Raw genomic sequence first — 16,920 nt, forward strand, 5'->3', positions numbered from 1 at the left:
CCCCCCTTGTGAACATGGGATGAAATAGTGAAAAAAAAGGATGCTACACCATTGAACGTTCCAGCTTAAGAGGGAAATACTTTACTGCTGCCAAAATGGGGCGAACTGCAAAGCTAGGAATTTGGGTGTCCTGTGCCAACCTCTTCAACTGGCGATCGCCGGGTAGCATCCTCTTCGGAAGGGTTTCTTTCGCTCTTTCTGATCCTGATGATAGCGCAAGAATATCGATAGGGGTAATGCAATATTGATAATAAATATGATAGATTTATATCTATGAATAAAAATTTCTAATTGAGGAACAGGTTTTGAGGCAAGCTACTCTGCATCAATTAAAAGTGTTTGAAGCCGCAGCCCGTCACGGCAGCTTTACGCGGGCAGCAGAAGAGTTATATTTAACCCAGCCTACCATTTCCATGCAAGTAAAGCAATTAACGAAGGCTGTGGGAATGCCTTTATTTGAACAAATTGGTAAACGATTATATCTGACGGAGGCAGGTCAGGAACTTTTCGCGGCTTGTCGTGACGTTTTTGACCGCATATCCCAATTGGAAATGACCATTTCTGACTTAAAGGGATTGAAACAAGGACAGCTTAAACTCAGTGTAATCACTACTGCTAAATATTTTGTTCCTCGCTTACTGGGGCCCTTCTGTCAACGCTATCCGGGTGTAGATTTTGCCCTTCAGGTGTTCAACCATGAAGGATTGCTAGCCCGCATGTCCGAAAATCTTGACGATCTCTATATTCTCTCCCAAGTGCCGGAAAATTTAGATGTTGCAGCTCACCAGTTTCTGGAAAATCCCTTAGTGGTTTTGGCCCAGCGAGAACATCCCCTAGTGGGACAACAAAAGATTCCCATCGAGCGCTTATCTGGGGAACCGTTTATTATGCGGGAAGAGGGATCGGGAACTCGTCGTGCCGTTGAGAAACTGTTTAATCAGGAGAATATTAGCGTTAAAGTGAAACTAGAGTTAGGCTCGAATGAAGCTATTAAACAGGCGATCGTGGGCGGTTTAGGTCTGTCGGTATTATCCTTACATACCTTAGCTCTAGAGGGCGCTACTGGAAAGCTGGCAATCCTTGATGTGGAGCATTTCCCCATTGAACGCAATTGGTTTGTCGTCTATCCCAATGGTAAACAGTTATCCGTAGTCGCAACAGCTTTCTTAGAGTATCTGTTGGATGAAGGTAAAAAAGTGGCTGAAGAGACAGCCATGGACAAGCTTCACTAAGGTCTGTTTTAGATTAGGGAAAAATTAACCGGGTGATAGCCAGTCGTAATCGTAGGGAAGATGACAAAGGCGATCGCCTCACCTAACCTATCCCCAATTACTCTATGATTAACATTGATACTCTAGTGTCAGCAACTTTCTGCTCCCTCGCGTTGGGAATATCTGCACCTGCTTTTGCCCAACTCAATTTTGAATTACCGTCCGATAGGACTCTTCAAGAGTGTCCTCAGATTGGTTATAGCGCTTTTGTAATTAATACTGAAACGGCTGATCTCGAACAACTGGCCCAAGTTGCTCAAGTACCCCTCAATCAGGTTACCTTATGTAAATTGGCTATTCCCGATCAAGGTTTTGTTGTAGGCACTCAAATTCAGTTAACTACGTCTTTTAATCAAGAACATCGACCGACTTTTCAACTGGTACGCAAGCTGAAACATCAAGGCTATCAAGCCTATCTTAGTTATACCAGTGATGAACCGATTGAAGGATAAGAGTCTTTGAGTTCAGGCTGAGTGTGGTGTTGAGGATCTGAAACCGTTTACAAACCCCTAGATAACCTAAAGTAGAGGCGAAACATGTTTCGCCTCTACTACATTTTGCTGTGCCTCATTTATTCTGATTATTATTATGAATTACCAGCGCTATATTGAATAGTTTGCTCTAAGCGAGGTAAAGCATTAGTTGCTGATTCCCGAATATAAGTATCCGCCGATTCATCATTGGCTAATTGGGTTAAGACTTCTGTCGCGCGAGCATCTCCCATAGAGGCCAAAGCATTAATAATTGATACCCCTAAAGCTACATTTTCTGTTGTTTTTAGGGTGTCTACTAACAACTCTAACATTGGTGAACCTACAGCCCCCAATGCCATCACTGCAGTAATATTAACCAGTTGATTGGGATGATTCAAGGCCAGCTTTAAACCGTCTACTCCTTCTTCTGGAAAAGCATCAGGCCCATGATTGACCGCCACTTGGGCTAACGCTTTCACACAACTCGTTTGAATGGTTGAATTATCACTTGACTCCAATAGGGAAACAATGGGCACAATCGCATCTGGGCCAATTACCCCTAACGCCTTCACTGCTGGTCGCCGAATATCCACATTCTCTTCCTTCACCATCTCAATTAAGCGACCAATGGTATCTTCGTCTCGATTTTCAGCTAACTGTACCATGGCACGTTCTCTTAAATTTGGATTGGGATGTGTAAGCTGTGTAAATAAAGCGTTAGTATCTGAAGTCATTGTATTTAACTATAGAAGGATTAACAATTAAGGCTTAACAAACCAAGAACTCTAAGTCTTGAACTTGACTGCATATGAAGCCAAGCTGTAGACTTAGAGTTCTCTAAAGTTTAATTCTTGAACATTAAGGATCAAGAATCCAACTCAAATTTTTCCCAGTTATAGACTAGGATAAGGAGTTGATTACATAGTCTAGCAGAGCATTGTACTCAACTAGAGCTTGTGCAGACATATCGCGAGGAGCGCAACCCCGGTTACGAGCATAGCTAAGAGCTGCAACATAAGGAGCGGTGGGCAGACCTAAAGCACGATAAACTTCACGCTGTCCAGCAATTCCCCACTCATCAAGAGGGCCAGTACCGCCTACAGCCAAGCAGTAGCTAATCAAGCGCATGTAGTGCTTGATGTCACGCAGACACTTAGCTTTGAAGGTATCGGTAGAGTTGGCTTCACCAGAATTGTTCAGGTAAGGATACTGTTTGATGCAAGCATCATAAGCTTCCTGAGCAACAGCATCAACGTTACCGCTGAGTTTTTCAGCAGCTTCCAAACGAGCAGCCGCACGTTGGAGGCTACCTTGAACAGACTCTAGGTCAGAGCTGCTAGGAAAACGACCAGCAGCATCAGCAGCAGCAATAGCCGTGGTGAGAACTGATTTCATTTCTTTACTATCTCCAGGTTTATGTGATCGGTGTTACTTTTTAAGGGACGATTGCCCGTAGATCTTCGGTGCAGTGATTTATCGGTTTTAGCTTAAAGCGGAAATAACGCGATCGAAGTATCCAGCACACTCAGCAGCTAACGCAGAGCAGTCTCCTTGGGGAGTATCGTTTTTACGATATTTTGCTCCAGCACGCTCTTCTGTGTTGGTGTTGGTAATGTGAGCAACACAAACGGCCTTCATGATTTGTACTGCACGAACGGTAGAAGTTGAGGGAACTCCTAACGCGGTGTAGGTTTCTTTCAGACCATTTAAGCACCGATCTTCGAGAACAGAAGCATCACCAGCTAACAAGGCGTAGGTGACATAGCGAAGAATGATTTCACCATCACGTAAGCAAGCAGCCATACGACGGTTGGGGTAGCAGTTACCACCAGCTTGGATTAAGCCTTGGTTTTCGCAAATCATACCGGTGATTGCATCAGAAACGCAGCAGCTTGCGTTACTAGCTACAGCATTAACAGCGTCTAAGCGCTTGTTGCCTTCAGAAATAAAACCTTTGAGTTCAGCAATTTTGTCGCTGCTCAGAGTGGAAGTGCTGGCATCTGCTGATACCACAGCTCTCGAAAAAGCGTCAAGCATTGAAATGTTTCCCTCTCAATAGTTGAATTTTAAGTGACCCGTTTTGCACGGGTCATAACTGACTATAGGAGATGATGGGGACTGATGGTAGCTTTATGATAAACAATGTAATAATCCTTTACAATTGGGAGGATTTTATTAATGATTGCCAGATGATAAATCGGTAAAGAACGGTATCACTGATCCAGAAAGGGTTGATTTCAAGGTATTTTTAAGAAATCTGCTGATGCTAGTTCAGTGCTTGAGTTATGGATAAACGATTTTCTCAGCTTTTTAATTTAAGTGAAGACCAGGCGATCGCCCTGTTAGAGATGCCTTTGGATCAGTTAGCCGATCCGAGCGATCGCTATGTGGCGGCTTGTCACCTGATGCGCTATCCCACAGAACGGTCGATAGCTGCCCTGATCAAGGCCATTCAAAATCAGGAGGACGATCTGTATAATCGGATTGCCCGACGTAAGGCGGTGGAGAGCTTGGGACGATTGAAGGCTGAGATCGCCATGCCTACCCTGCGCGAGTGTTTAACGGACTCGGATATCTATACAGTGGAGAATACGGTTTGGGCGATCGGCCAGATCGGGACAGATGACCCGCAAATTTTAGAACAAATCAGCCAACTGTTGCAGCAACCGAATCAAAGCTATCGGGTCATTATCCAAGTTCTGACCCAGTTAGGCTATCAACCTGCTCTAGAGGCAATTCAACCGTTTATAGACTCAGACGATCTGTGTATTTCCAGTGTGGCGATCGCCGCGACTTGTCAGTTAAGTGGTGATTTCAGTTCCATGGATCGGGTAGTGGGCTTTCTGCATAGTGACAATCTTAATGTGCGCCGAGCTTGCATCCAAGATTTAATGGATACTCATCATTATCCAGCTCTGCCCAGAATTGTCCAATGTCCGGTTTCCATTGTATTTCGTCTGCGAGGGATTAAACATCTGGCTCAAAGTGGAATTGCTGCCCAGAAATTCACCTTTTCCGAGGTCGAACCCTATTTTGACCAGGTCATCCGAGATCATCCAGATACCCTAGAATTTGTCCATGAATATGACCAAACCCCCACCATAGAGTTTGCGATTAATGAACTCTATAGCACGGATTTTGGGCGCTGTTATTTAGCCAGCCATACCCTCCTGCACACCTACCCACAAGAGGCACCAGAAGCTTTATTAGCCACGTTTGCTGACAAAGCAAATAATGATTATGGCGCTCATTATCATGTGGTCAAACTCTTGGGATGGCTAGGGTACTCACCTGCCTACAATTTGCTGGTAGAAGCCTTGCACAATGAAGCTCCTCAATTCCAAAAATCTAGGGCTGCTGCGGCGATCGCCCTAGGGAATTTAGGGGCAACAGAAGCCATTCCCCTGTTACATGAGGCCCTGAAAACATCGATTTTCGATCTCAAGTATGCAGCTCTCTTGGCATTAGACCAATTAGGAGATCGTAAAGGAGGGGAGATCTGTGCCCAAGATCAGGATTTAATCTTACAAGCCAAAGCTCTAACTCAGGCTTCTCATTAATCGGTCAACCCTTATTACAGTTCTTCATCAAACACTGGGGGCCAAATTTCGGCAATTGAAAGTTCCCAACCCGGCAATAATTCTGGAATAGTCAACGTATCTTCACTGCTGAGAACAACGGGTTTACTGTTCGCACGGTAAACCGTCACTATTAGATTTTTGGGGTCAACTAAAATCCCAACTTGACTCCCTAACTCCAAAAATTTCTCCAGTTTTTCCACCAAGGGTTTAATATTGTCAGATGCTGACCGAACTTCAATAGCTAAATCTGGAACCAGTTCGGCAAAAGCACGGGGAGCTTGACGCATTTTCTGGGCAGGAACAAAAGAAACATCTGGCCCCCGTAAATTGCCATCCGGTAAGCGAAACCCTGCCGAAGAGCCAGTAACATAACCCAAAGATCTGGGAATTACCCAATTTTGTAAGAAAAAGATTAATCGGGCAATAATCACTTCGGAAACATAATCGGATAATCCCATAACAATAATTTTACCATCTACTAATTCGGTTCTATAGTCCAGATGAGCATCGCTTAATTGGGTTTGCAGTTGTTCTAGGTCTTTAACAGTCAGAGACATCGTGTTCTTCCTCCTTAATGGTTACTTATAGTGTTTCTCTCTTCTATGAGGTACAGCTTGAAGCCTTAGAACCTAAGCCATACAAGCTATTGCCTATTGCCTAGCGCGAAGCGCTATATTATCGAATAGGTAAGAAGATCGTCATCACTTCTCCTTGCTTGGGTCGTTGACGGATCAAAAATTTACCCCCGATCGCCTCAAACAGGTTTTTGGTGACGCTCAGATTCAGGCTCAGATTCCCCGTTTCTGGTTGAAACATCAACACTTGACCCAATGCTTTAAAAGGAGACAAACTAGGGCAAGCTTGAGGTGTTTCTGAGATTAATTGTAATTTCAGTTGATTGCCTGCGGGAGTCACTTCGACTTGTACATGGGAACCGGTGGGCAACGTCGAGGTGAAATTCTGAATCACATTGGTTAACACTTGATCCAATAAATGAGGGTCACTGACGACTGTAGGCGTATGTTGAGGTAAAACCACATCTAAGGTTACGTTACGACGACCGGCTTGTTTCTGCCATTGAGGAATACCGTCCTGAAACACCTGGGCTAGAGAAGTCGTGGTTAACTGGGTAGATTGGGACTTGGTGGGTGTAGTTTCGAGTTCTACAGCCCGGAAAATGAGATTAAAGCGATCGATCTGTTCCGTACATTCGCGATCAATGGTGTGCAGACGCTTCAACACTTCGGGGGGGAGATTAGAGCGTTTGAGCAACAGGCGAGTATAGGTGCGAATTGTCGCCAAGGGAGTTTTGACTCCATGGGCGATCGCCTGAAGCAATTCTAGATCGGGTTGAGAGGCCGTTGTTGTCGGTGATGGGGGCGTTTGTTTTTTCACTCTCTCTGAAGATCGATCGGCAGTCGATACCGCAACCGAAGGTTCAGGGAGATATTGAACCATCAACCGACTAAATGCCGTTACCGTTTGATACCCTGGAGCAACGGGAGGAAACTGGTGATACAGGTTATCCAGATGCTGCACATCCTCCGGAGTCCCAGTCAGGCAAACTCGCGATCGCAAAGCATTCCAAGCCCGTTCAACATCCTGGGGGTCAAAGGAAAACTGAAATCCCAGATCTCCGGTCGTTTGGGGGGCGATCGCCATGACCAAACTCAATGAAGGGGTTAACACCACAGCAAATTGTTCATAATGCAGCGGATCTTGAGGTGCTAATAGGGTTTTGGCAGTGAGCGGACAAGATGACTGATCGGACGAGAGAGGAGCACCATCGTAGAGCGGGGAAGAGCCAACTGGAGTGAGGGGTAAGTCTCCCGATTCGGAAGGAGATGGAGGGAGTTTAAACAGCAAAGAATGAGTTTCTTGCAGGGGTAAAAACAGCCAAGAGGTAATCTGGGGATGGGGATGGGCTAGAATAGGAGAGCTACAGAGAATTAAGCCTTGGGAAAGTTCGTCTCGATCGAGCAAATCATTTAATGCGGCGATCGCTCCACACCAAGATCGTTCAGCCTTATGTTGACCATTGGCGATCGGCTCCAACTGCCCTAAAATTTCACTTAACGTTGGCATCATCCACTCAAACATAACCATTTCCCCCATCTGGCGCGAATTATGACAGATCTTACCTGTGAGGGTATCGGTCTTTTTAGGCAATTGACTAGGAGGTGAACCGAATAAATCAGTTGCAATTTCCGGATCGCCAACTCTTGACTCTTAACTGTCCACCGTCTTAGTTATCCTCCCCACAAGGGTCATTAAATTTCGTATAAAAACTACCGTATTGTAACCAATACTGTTTTAAGTTATGATTAGGGGTGTGCAAGCTAGCCTTGGCTTGATACAAAATCACCTGTCGATGTTGACCAATCCAAACCCGCCGAGCTGGTTCTACAGAAATCAAAGTTCCGCCCAAACTCGATACACATTCTTCAAATCGTTCTACCGCTGAATATTCTACACTTTGAAATATAAAAAAACTACCGGAACAGATTAAATAGCGATTTCTAATCCAGTTTCGCATTTTTTGACAAGCCACTGGGGGTATCACAGCTCTCTCCACTCAGAACTTTTCAACTCTCTAGAGCAAAACAAGGGGTTTTAACCCCTTGTTTATCTGTCCAATGATTGACTACCAGGGCACAGTATTATGGCGATTTTTATGCCACTTCTGTAATGCTCACAATCTTACCACCGGCTCGATGAATCCGTTGGATTTGGGGAGTCATTTTTGCTCCAGAGACTAAATACCGAGTTGTACTAACATGGCGGGGACAATCAAACTTAGATCCGGTTACCAGAATCTCAAAGGTCTTCTCGGTTGCATCTTGATAGGCAGCTACACGACCACCTGTGGAAGGCAACTTAATTTTCGTTGTTGAATTGGTAGCCACATCTTGTACCAACCGAGAACCTTTAAATGCGCTATCTACGCCTGCATTACCTTGGTATAAAGACAAAGTGCGGTTGTAGTCAACTTGCTTTAGTCCGACTTGGCTGATTGAACCTTGATAGTAAGGAACGATATTGTCTCCAAACTTCTCTTGGTATTCCACACTATCGATATAGGAATCGATTTCGGCATCATAACCTTGCTCAATACACAGAGTAATATGTTCCGAAAGTTCCGCCTGATCGACTGGCGCACGTCCCAACAGATGCTTGAAATTCAATTCAACAAATCGATAGGGAGCACAAGATTCAAAATAGCGACTACGGTAGAAATCAGACTTTGCTACCGCACGGACAAATTCACGAACGGTGATGTCTCCTTGAATCAACTGGGATTCAGCGGTAACCAACCGTTCACTATCCATTACATGGGGATTTCCCAGCACTTGCTTATAAACAGCACGAATTACTATTTGCTGTTCATCCAAGCTACTGGCACTCCAAAGCTCAATGGGGTCATCTAATACTACACTCATTGGTATTATCCTGAATGGGTTTTCAATGCTTTATTTAATTAATCGTCTTTCCTCTTTTTCCTCTCCCTGATTTTGAATACAGGAGGAGTAATATCGAGGTTTGGATCGATAATCAGAAACATTGCAACAGTTAAGTTATATTACTCAACTGTTGATTGCTTAGTTTGCTGATGAACTTAGTCTACTACAGGTAGGTCTCAAAGCCAACACCTCATTGATCTTCAACCTAAATTTCCTGAAGTTTAGTGTTCCTTATTTATAAGGAAATTACTCCCCAAGCAGCTAAAGCTACAGCAACTACTCCTAAGGTTAATAAACCTCCTCCAGTGAGAGCAATGAGCCGGCCTGTTAAACGAACCCAACCTGGATAAGGAGGGCGCTGCCATGACCAACGATAAGTCGGCATGAGAGGTGGAAAATAACCCAAAGATTCTAATTTCTGGCGATAATCTTCTCCATACCGAGGCATCCGGGCACTGGGTAAATTTCCCTGAGAACGTTGGGGCAAAATCCGCCGTCTCTGATAGGGAACCGTATCATAACCAAAATGGGTCAAGTATTCTTCTGTATTGAGTAATTGATCGACAAATCCATTTAATCCTTGCGTCGCAAGAACAATCGACCAGGCTAATTTTTCCCGCTCTCCATACACTTCGCGTCCGAGTACCCGTTGAATACACAATTCTACAAACCGATAATTACTATTGGGTTCATAGTTATTGCGCCGAAAGCTTTCAGATAAGAGGAGGGAACGAATAAAATCACGGACAGTAATTTGTCCTGCTCTTAACTGAGATTCCAGAGCATTTTTGTAATTGTGATAAATCAATTGTTGTTCGTTAAAAATTTGCCGATAGGCAGCCCAAATCAACTCATCCACCTCTACAGATGAAGGCAATCCTTCAGTCGTATAAATTCGAGGTTTTTCAGGACTAGCAATCTCAAACCCCTCAACTCGCTGATTTTGAGTGGTTGGGGAATATTCAAGCAAGGGAATTGTCATAGAATCTCCTGGAGTATTTGGGGTTACAATAAGTTAAAAAAAGGATTTTCCTTTCAACAGGTAAATTATAAGCCCTAAGCGATCGCCTAAATCCGATTCTCAGGGCCCATCTTAAACCCAATTGTTTTGATCTGAATTCTCAACTTTGAACCTCATCTTGATTCAAAGGTGAAAGTTCTTTCTGTGATTTTTCAGTTCGAGGACTCTAGAGAGTAACGTTAAGCTAGTCTCTAGAAAACTGTGTGAACTACTCGACATTGTACCATTAGGGCGCAACGCCAGCTTCTGACTTCTGAAGCGATTGCCTCCGAAAGAGCTAACTTTCGTCTTGCTCTATACAGGTCTTATCCCGCCTCCATCAGCAGTAACCTCGGTTGTCAAGGAAAATCCGTAATCCTTCATTACGGATTTTTTTTAGCTAAATGAGCCAACCTCCCATAAGTTAGCAACTTAGCAGATGGAACGTAATTAAAATAGGGAAGAAACGGTAAAGAAATCGGAAAGATGACTAAAATCCAGCAAATTTTAACATTTTGTAATACTTGATCCCGCGATCGCCGAGAGAATATGCTGAGTTTTCTTGTAAGCTGAAATGAATGGGTCAAGGCAACGATAACCACATGAGGATTCTTTTAATTGAAGATGACATAACTTTGGCTGAGACTCTAGCAGAAGCCCTCACCGATCAACTTTATGTCGTTGATATTGCACCCAATGGAGCAGCAGCATGGGAATACTTTGATGCTCTTGATTATGACCTTTTGCTCTTGGATGTGATGCTTCCCGATCTTGATGGCATCAGTCTCTGTAAGCAACTGCGTCTTCAAGGTTATCAAATGCCAGTTTTGATGATAACGGCCCGTGATACAGTTAGTGATAAAATCGCGGGTCTTGATGCTGGAGCAGATGATTATATTGTGAAACCGGTCGATCTCGGTGAATTGTTTGCACGGGTTCGTGCCCTTTTACGTCGAGGGAGTGTATCTGCTCCTATTTTAGAATGGGGAAAATTAAGGTTTGATCCTAGCACGTATGAAGCCAATTATAACGATCGCCCCTTGCATCTCACCCCCAAAGAATATTCTCTTTTAGAACTCTTACTGCGTAATGGTCGTCGTGTGTTGAGTCGTCATGTGATGATTGAACATATTTGGTCACTTAAAGATCCTCCAGAAGAAGATACAATTAAAGTCCATATTCGGAGTTTACGTCAAAAATTAAAAGCCGTGGGTGCGCCTGAAGATTTTATTGAAACTGTTCATGGGATTGGATACCGATTAGGGAAAGGTAACTTTTATTAATTCAATAAATCCCAAAATAGGGCTACACTTACTTCCCCATAAAAACAAGATATAGCAGGGACGAACAGCCGTTCGCCCCTACACTATTTTCTGGATGCAATCGTCTAAATGTACAGAGGGAGATTCTGCCGATCGCGATTCAGAACTAAACCAACTCAGTAATCTTGAGAATTTTTCCACCCCTCTTGTGGATAGTCTGAACTTCCTGAGACATCTGGCTATAGTTAACCAGACATTCCTGACGGGTTAACTTGTTGAGACGAGCCGTAGCTTTGGAGCTAGAAAATACAATCCGAAAGCGCTTGTCTGTATTGCCATAAGAAGCACCATTTCCTACAGCGGGAAGTTCGATGGGAGTGGCGACATTCGCTGCGATAGAAGTGATTAACCGAGCTGAGTTACCGCTATCATTGGCCGCCGGTCCACGTAGTAGAGAAAACATCCGGTTGAAGGTTTCATTTTTCAATCCCACCACTGAACGAATGCTACGCGGATAGGGCACAACATGATCGCCAAAATTTTCAACATACTCCTCACTGTCAATGTAGGAGTCAATCTCAGCGGCGTATCCTTGCTGATTATAGATTTGGACATGCTCGGCAATTTCTTCCTGTGATTGGGGAGCGCGACCCAATAGATGCTTGAAGTTTAACTCGATAAAACGGTACTGGGGGGAGGAGTGGAAGAAAAGGTCTTGATACAGACTTGATTGGGCTACAGCCCTGACAAAATCACGAACAGTAATATCTCCATTGCGTAATAAGGATTCAGCACTAGAGAGGCGGTCGCCTTCCATCAAATGCTGATTTCCCAACACCTGTTTATAAACAGCCCGAATGATCTGCTCTAGCTCTGCTTCGTCAGCATTAGGACGAAGTTCTAGAGGTTCAATTTCAAAGGCATCTAAGCCCAGCGTCGCTGTAGTTAAATTTCCCATTGTTTTTAAATAAAGCTAATTTCTGATAGTTGACCGAATGGCCATAACTCCTGCATCCTAAACGATGGGGATTTCTCCAGGTCGTTAAATGAGAGAGAATTTAATAAAACTTTACACTCTCATGGCTTGACCCTAAGACAGGGTCAGGTTATAGGTAAAATAACCGTTAAGGTTGTGCCGACACTGATCTGGCTATCAACCCGAATGCTTCCGCCCTGTAATTCCACGCATTTTTGAGTCACGACTAACCCTAATCCGGTACCGGGAATATTGCCGACATTGTGACCGCGTTGGAAGGGTTCAAAGAGGTGTTGTCGATCTTCTGGGGAAATGCCAATACCGCGATCGCAGATTTCAAAGATAATGTTCTGCTGCTCAAAGGTTAAGCGTAGTTCAACATCGCTACCAACCGGAGAATATTTAATCGCATTAGAGAGCAAATTAGACAGAATCGATCGCAGCAGCTTTTCATCCAAATCCACCCAAGCCGAATCTTCAGCACAGATGAACTGAAGGGAATACTGATGACCCGCACTGAACTGAATTTCTTCGAGCAATTGGCGACAGAAGTGAGGCAAATCCAGGGTTTGGGGATTAAATTCCAGTTTGCCCGCTTCCGCGCGATTAATGGTGAGAATATCATCGAGCAGGTGTACCATTTGTTTAATGGATTCTTCAATCCGCCGTAAATTCCTGGAGCGCTTGATCGGATCTTCGGGTCGATTCAGATGAGAAGACTGTTCTAACAATTGGGCAGCCGCTAGAGCTGTACTCAGAGGGGTGCGAAACTCATGGGAAGCCATGGAGAAAAAGCGAGTTTTCAGGGTATGGAGTTCTTTTTCCTGTTCTAGGGCAAGTTTGACCTCGTTTAATCTCTTGCGAGCCGTAATATCGCGGGAATTTACAACAATTCGCAGTTCTGGAGATGTGTCCATCCCATTTTCATTCGCCGATCGATCGCCATGGGTAACAGCTTCTAGGATACGCCAAGACCCATCTTGATGTTGGGCACGAAATTCCATCAGAAGGGACATATCCTGACTTTCCAAACTATTAATCATCTGCTGATAAATTTTGCTGGAGTCATCGGGATGCACTACGTCAAAAAAGTTCTGACCCATCAGTTGAGTCGGGGAATACCCCAGGACTTTTTCTACTGAGGGACTGGCATAGTCAATGTTTCCTTGGCGATCGAGAATGGTAATAATATCTAAGGCATTCTCAATTAGCGAGCGGAAGCGTTCTTCAGAGCGCCGCAGAGCGTCTTCAGTCTGTTTGCGTTCGGTAATATCTCGCTGGATAGAAATCCAGTGAGTATATTCGTGGTTCTTGTTGGCAACGGGAACGACGCTAAACTCCACCCAAAACTCCGAGCCATCTTTACGATAGTTCATCAATTCTATGGTTAATGGTTGCCACTGAGTAAGAGCAGTTCGCACCTGGTCGAGTTTTTGGCGGTCGGTTTTTGGCCCTTGGAGAATGCGGGGGGTTTGGCCAATCAGTTCTTCCAGGGTATAACCAGTCATCCGTGTAAACGCTTGATTGACATAGAGAATACGGGGGCCGGGGAGATCGATGGGGAAGGCTTCCGTGATTAGGACGGCATCATTGGTATTGATGACCACAGATTGAAGCAGGCGTACCTGTTCCGCTTGCCGTTTCTGTTCGGTGATATCCGCAACTACGGCAACCATGCCACTAATGCGATCATTACTATCGAGCAGGGGAGCCGCAGACAAGACGATATCAATGGGGGAACCGTCTTTTTTGAAGCGACGCAGTTCGAGGCTGGGAGGGGTGATGCCTTGCAGACAAGCTTGGCGAAGGTTGCGGTATTCTTCGACGGTTTCTTCGCAGAGGATGGGGTTGGGTTGATGGTAGACTTCGGGTTCTGTCCAACCAAACATTTTTTCGGCGGCTGGATTCCAAAGTTGTATCTTATCTTGGAGGTCAAGGGTAAAGATAGCACGAGGGGAGGCTGCAATTAGAGATTGTAGCGTGTGGTTGGTGTGCCGGAGGGCGATTTCGGTGCGTTGATGTTCGGCAATTTCTAGGCGTAGAGCGTCGTTGGTGCGGGCGAGTTCTTCGGTGCGTTGCTGTACATGTTGTTCGAGTTGGGTGTTAAGCTGTTGCAGTTGTTGATAGAGTTCTCCTTGGCGAATGGCGATCGCCACTTGAGTCGCCAGTTGCTTCATCAGTTCGATTTCGTGGGGTTGCCATTGCCTGGGTTGGCGACAGTGATGAGCAATGAGTAAGCCCCACAGATGGGGCGTTTGATCGGGGTTTTCGATATCGGTTGGCGTTTGGATAATCGGAACAACTAATTTCGCTTGGACCGCAAATTGTTGGACAAATTCGACTAAACAGGGTTCAATATCGGCCTGTTCGATATTGGCGATCGCCCGAATTTTGCCGTTCAGATAAGCTTGATGATAGTCCTTGGGAAAGACTTCTTCCGGAAAGACGGTGCCTAAAATGCAGGGATAATCGGGTAAAACGGTTTCGGTGATGGCGCACCCGGTTCCATCGGCATAAATTTGATAAATTAAGACGCGATCGCACTCTAAAAATTGCCGCACATCAGCAACCGTAGTTGCCAGGACTTCATCGAGATGCAACGATTGCCGGATATGTTGGGCAATTTCGTGAATTAACCGCTCCCGCTGTGTTTGTTGTCTCAGGCTCAGTTCCGCCCGACGGCGGCGAGCAATTTGTTGATAGACTTCGTAAGTGGCGATCGCCAGCAGCACCAGTCCACTCAGAATACTAATACCTGTCATATGCATTGATGGGAATAGGGAATAGGGAATAGGGAACAGGCAATCTCCATATCTGTGTATCTCCGCGTCTCCATGTCTCCGTGTCTCCGTGTCTTGGTGTCCCCCACTCCCCCACTCCCGCGTCTCAATAAGACTCCAACAACCTCTTCACCTCAGTCTGCAAATCCCACTGTTTCATCGTTTCCCATTCCGCTTGGCGCACGGCTAAATAGGCTTGGGCTAAGGGAGGACTGAGCGCTTTAAGTAAAACTTGATTGTCGCGCAAAGCCGTTATCGCTTCTAGAAGGGTTTTCGGTAACCCTTCAATGCCACGATGTTGGCGCTCGTCTTCGGGCAAGGTACCCGGATCGCAATCCACCGGTTCGGGAGGTTCGATCTGGTTTCGCACCCCATCCAAACCGGCTGCAATTACCGCTCCTAGGGCTAAATAGGGGTTTGCAGCAGCATCAATGGTTTTAAACTCAAAATGTGTGGAACCGGTGCCTTCTGGATTACTTATGACTCGGATTGCGGCTTCTTTATTGTCTAATCCCCAACAGGAAAAAGCTCCACTCCAGGAATGGGGTTGGAGGCGACGGTAGGAGTTAGGAATAGGATTAGTGAAGGCCATCAGGGCACGATGGTGATGGAGGATACCACCAATAAACCAGCGAGCGCGATCGGATAATCCCAAAAGTCCGAAGGGGTTGGGGAGTAAATTTTCGCCTTTATGCCATAAACTTAGATGGAGATGAGCGCCACTTCCGGCGCGATCGGGGAAAATTTTGGGTAAAAAAGAAGCAATACGATGATGATAATGGGCGATCGCCTTCACGGTTTCCCGAAACACCACCTGCTGGTCAGCAGCAGCCAAAGCATGAGTATACAACACCGAAATTTCCTGTTGTCCCGGCCCGGACTCTGGATAATACTGCTCCACCAACACTCCTTGCTCATTTAACGCCGTCGCAATATCATCAATAATCCGTTGCTGAATATCCATACCATAGGTCGAACAATAGGGAGCTTGGTCAGTGGGAATAATTTCCCCATTTTCAGAGCGCTCTAGTAAATAAAATTCATTTTCAAATGAAGCAATAACTTCCAACCCTTCCAGTTTCGCATCGGCTGCCATATCCCGCAAAAACCGTCGAGGACAGAGTGCCCAAGGTTCTCCTTCTTTCACCATATTCCCCATCACCCGTGCATGGCTTGGGGTATAAGGTAGAGCCATCAGTGTAGACCAATCGGGAATTAATTGCACCTCTCCCACGGGCCCTAACCCACTTCCAGAAGCTGGTGTACTGCCAATGACTGGCATCGCTTGTTGAGCCATAGCCAACCCTACCCCCTGCTCTTGATAATGGGATAACATGCCCCCATGAACGGCTTTCGCTCGAATCATATTGCCGTTATCACACCAGAGAATACGGATAAATTCGACTCCAGCTTTTTTGAGGGATGCTTCAATGTCACGATCCATGGGCATTGGGTTTCGGGTTAGGGGCGATCCCAATCATAGGATAGAGTGCTTCGCGCGGTAATGGGTAATAGGTAATGGGTAGTGGGAAAACTATTGGCGATTGTTTATCCAGCAAATCCTACGAGCGATCGCTAACTGCACCCATGAGTTTATCTCAACTTTGACAACTTAAACCTGTTTTGTCCGATTAAGCTATTCCAGATTATCCAATCTCTACATCGGCGATCGCCACGGGTCTTCCTGACAGACACTCAAACATCTCATGAAAAACAATATGGGGGGTAGACTCATTCACTCCAAACTAGATTCGTAAAATTCTCAAAATCAGGTAATTCTGGACACAGAAAAACCTAAAACAATCTGCTTTTCTAACTTTATTTTCGCTGCCCCACCCCCCTTATTTTTATGAGCCTGTTTTTTCTTTCTTGATATTTATTTTGAGCTATCTGGGTTAAACTTTCACGTTTCTCAATATTGCTTTGAGGGGAGATCTATTACCGATCGATTGAGTGAGCTGTTCAGATAATGCGGAGTTATACTTGAAGTCGATCTAAGAGTAAGCATAAAACCATAGCGAGCAGGTTGGACCAACGGCGATGACTAGAGAACTACCCGGGTATCAAATTAACTACAAGATATACGAAGGAGACCGCACCCTCGTCTATCAAGCAA

At 45.1% G+C, this 16,920-nt stretch carries 15 protein-coding genes; 4 read left to right on the top strand and 11 right to left on the bottom strand.

Annotated elements, in window-relative coordinates; all coding sequences use genetic code 11:
* Positions 1-305: 305 nt before the first annotated feature.
* Both PN466_RS08240 and PN466_RS08245 read left to right on the top strand, forming a co-directional pair.
* On the top strand, positions 306-1,232 hold the full coding sequence (locus PN466_RS08240) for a LysR family transcriptional regulator (protein WP_271938571.1): 927 nt from the start codon (positions 306-308) through the stop codon (positions 1,230-1,232).
* A 104-nt stretch (positions 1,233-1,336) separates the two neighbouring features.
* Positions 1,337-1,723 (top strand): hypothetical protein, encoded by a 387-nt coding sequence (locus PN466_RS08245; RefSeq protein WP_271938573.1) that lies wholly within the window; start codon positions 1,337-1,339, stop codon positions 1,721-1,723.
* Positions 1,724-1,857: 134 nt separating this feature from the next.
* Here the strand turns inward: PN466_RS08245 and PN466_RS08250 are convergent, their stop codons facing one another.
* From PN466_RS08250 to PN466_RS08260, 3 genes are all read right to left on the bottom strand, one after another.
* Positions 1,858-2,478, bottom strand: a complete 621-nt coding sequence (locus PN466_RS08250; RefSeq protein ID WP_271938575.1) for a HEAT repeat domain-containing protein — start codon at positions 2,476-2,478, stop codon at positions 1,858-1,860.
* A 166-nt stretch (positions 2,479-2,644) separates the two neighbouring features.
* Positions 2,645-3,139: a bleomycin hydrolase gene (locus tag PN466_RS08255; RefSeq protein ID WP_271938577.1), complete on the bottom strand. Its 495-nt coding sequence runs from the start codon at positions 3,137-3,139 to the stop codon at positions 2,645-2,647.
* A gap of 87 nt (positions 3,140-3,226) precedes the next feature.
* Positions 3,227-3,781, bottom strand: a complete 555-nt coding sequence (locus tag PN466_RS08260) for a bleomycin hydrolase (protein ID WP_271938578.1) — start codon at positions 3,779-3,781, stop codon at positions 3,227-3,229.
* 248 nt (positions 3,782-4,029) lie between these two features.
* On the opposite strand from PN466_RS08260, the gene PN466_RS08265 reads away from it, so the two are divergent.
* Positions 4,030-5,304: a HEAT repeat domain-containing protein gene (locus PN466_RS08265; protein ID WP_271938580.1), complete on the top strand. Its 1,275-nt coding sequence runs from the start codon at positions 4,030-4,032 to the stop codon at positions 5,302-5,304.
* Positions 5,305-5,318: 14 nt separating this feature from the next.
* Here the strand turns inward: PN466_RS08265 and PN466_RS08270 are convergent, their stop codons facing one another.
* From PN466_RS08270 to PN466_RS08290, 5 genes are all read right to left on the bottom strand, one after another.
* Positions 5,319-5,882, bottom strand: a complete 564-nt coding sequence (locus tag PN466_RS08270; protein ID WP_271938582.1) for a Uma2 family endonuclease — start codon at positions 5,880-5,882, stop codon at positions 5,319-5,321.
* Between the two features lie 118 nt (positions 5,883-6,000).
* Positions 6,001-7,425 carry a sensor histidine kinase gene (locus tag PN466_RS08275; RefSeq protein WP_271938584.1) on the bottom strand — a complete coding sequence of 475 codons (1,425 nt, stop codon included), beginning with the start codon at positions 7,423-7,425 and terminating at the stop codon, positions 6,001-6,003.
* A gap of 145 nt (positions 7,426-7,570) precedes the next feature.
* A complete protein-coding gene (locus PN466_RS08280) occupies positions 7,571-7,861 on the bottom strand; it encodes a CpeR family transcriptional regulator (RefSeq protein WP_271938587.1) in 291 nt (96 codons plus the stop codon).
* A gap of 136 nt (positions 7,862-7,997) precedes the next feature.
* The gene (locus tag PN466_RS08285) at positions 7,998-8,765 is read right to left on the bottom strand and encodes a phycobilisome rod-core linker polypeptide (RefSeq protein ID WP_271938589.1); all 768 of its coding nucleotides are present in this window, start codon (positions 8,763-8,765) and stop codon (positions 7,998-8,000) included.
* A 256-nt stretch (positions 8,766-9,021) separates the two neighbouring features.
* A complete protein-coding gene (locus tag PN466_RS08290) occupies positions 9,022-9,768 on the bottom strand; it encodes a phycobilisome rod-core linker polypeptide (RefSeq protein WP_271938591.1) in 747 nt (248 codons plus the stop codon).
* Positions 9,769-10,388: 620 nt separating this feature from the next.
* Here PN466_RS08290 and PN466_RS08295 point away from each other — a divergent pair.
* Positions 10,389-11,069 (top strand): response regulator transcription factor, encoded by a 681-nt coding sequence (locus tag PN466_RS08295; RefSeq protein ID WP_271938594.1) that lies wholly within the window; start codon positions 10,389-10,391, stop codon positions 11,067-11,069.
* Between the two features lie 145 nt (positions 11,070-11,214).
* Here PN466_RS08295 and PN466_RS08300 read toward each other — a convergent pair whose 3' ends face one another.
* From PN466_RS08300 to PN466_RS08310, 3 genes are all read right to left on the bottom strand, one after another.
* The gene (locus tag PN466_RS08300) at positions 11,215-12,006 is read right to left on the bottom strand and encodes a phycobilisome rod-core linker polypeptide (RefSeq protein WP_271938597.1); all 792 of its coding nucleotides are present in this window, start codon (positions 12,004-12,006) and stop codon (positions 11,215-11,217) included.
* A 143-nt stretch (positions 12,007-12,149) separates the two neighbouring features.
* Positions 12,150-14,786, bottom strand: coding sequence for a PAS domain S-box protein (locus tag PN466_RS08305; RefSeq protein ID WP_271938599.1), 2,637 nt, complete (start codon positions 14,784-14,786; stop codon positions 12,150-12,152).
* Positions 14,787-14,910: 124 nt separating this feature from the next.
* On the bottom strand, positions 14,911-16,248 hold the full coding sequence (locus PN466_RS08310) for a glutamine synthetase family protein (protein ID WP_271938602.1): 1,338 nt from the start codon (positions 16,246-16,248) through the stop codon (positions 14,911-14,913).
* Positions 16,249-16,920 lie beyond the last annotated feature (672 nt).

This window comes from Roseofilum reptotaenium CS-1145, from assembly GCF_028330985.1.
Classification (GTDB): Bacteria; Cyanobacteriota; Cyanobacteriia; order Cyanobacteriales; family Desertifilaceae; genus Roseofilum; species Roseofilum reptotaenium.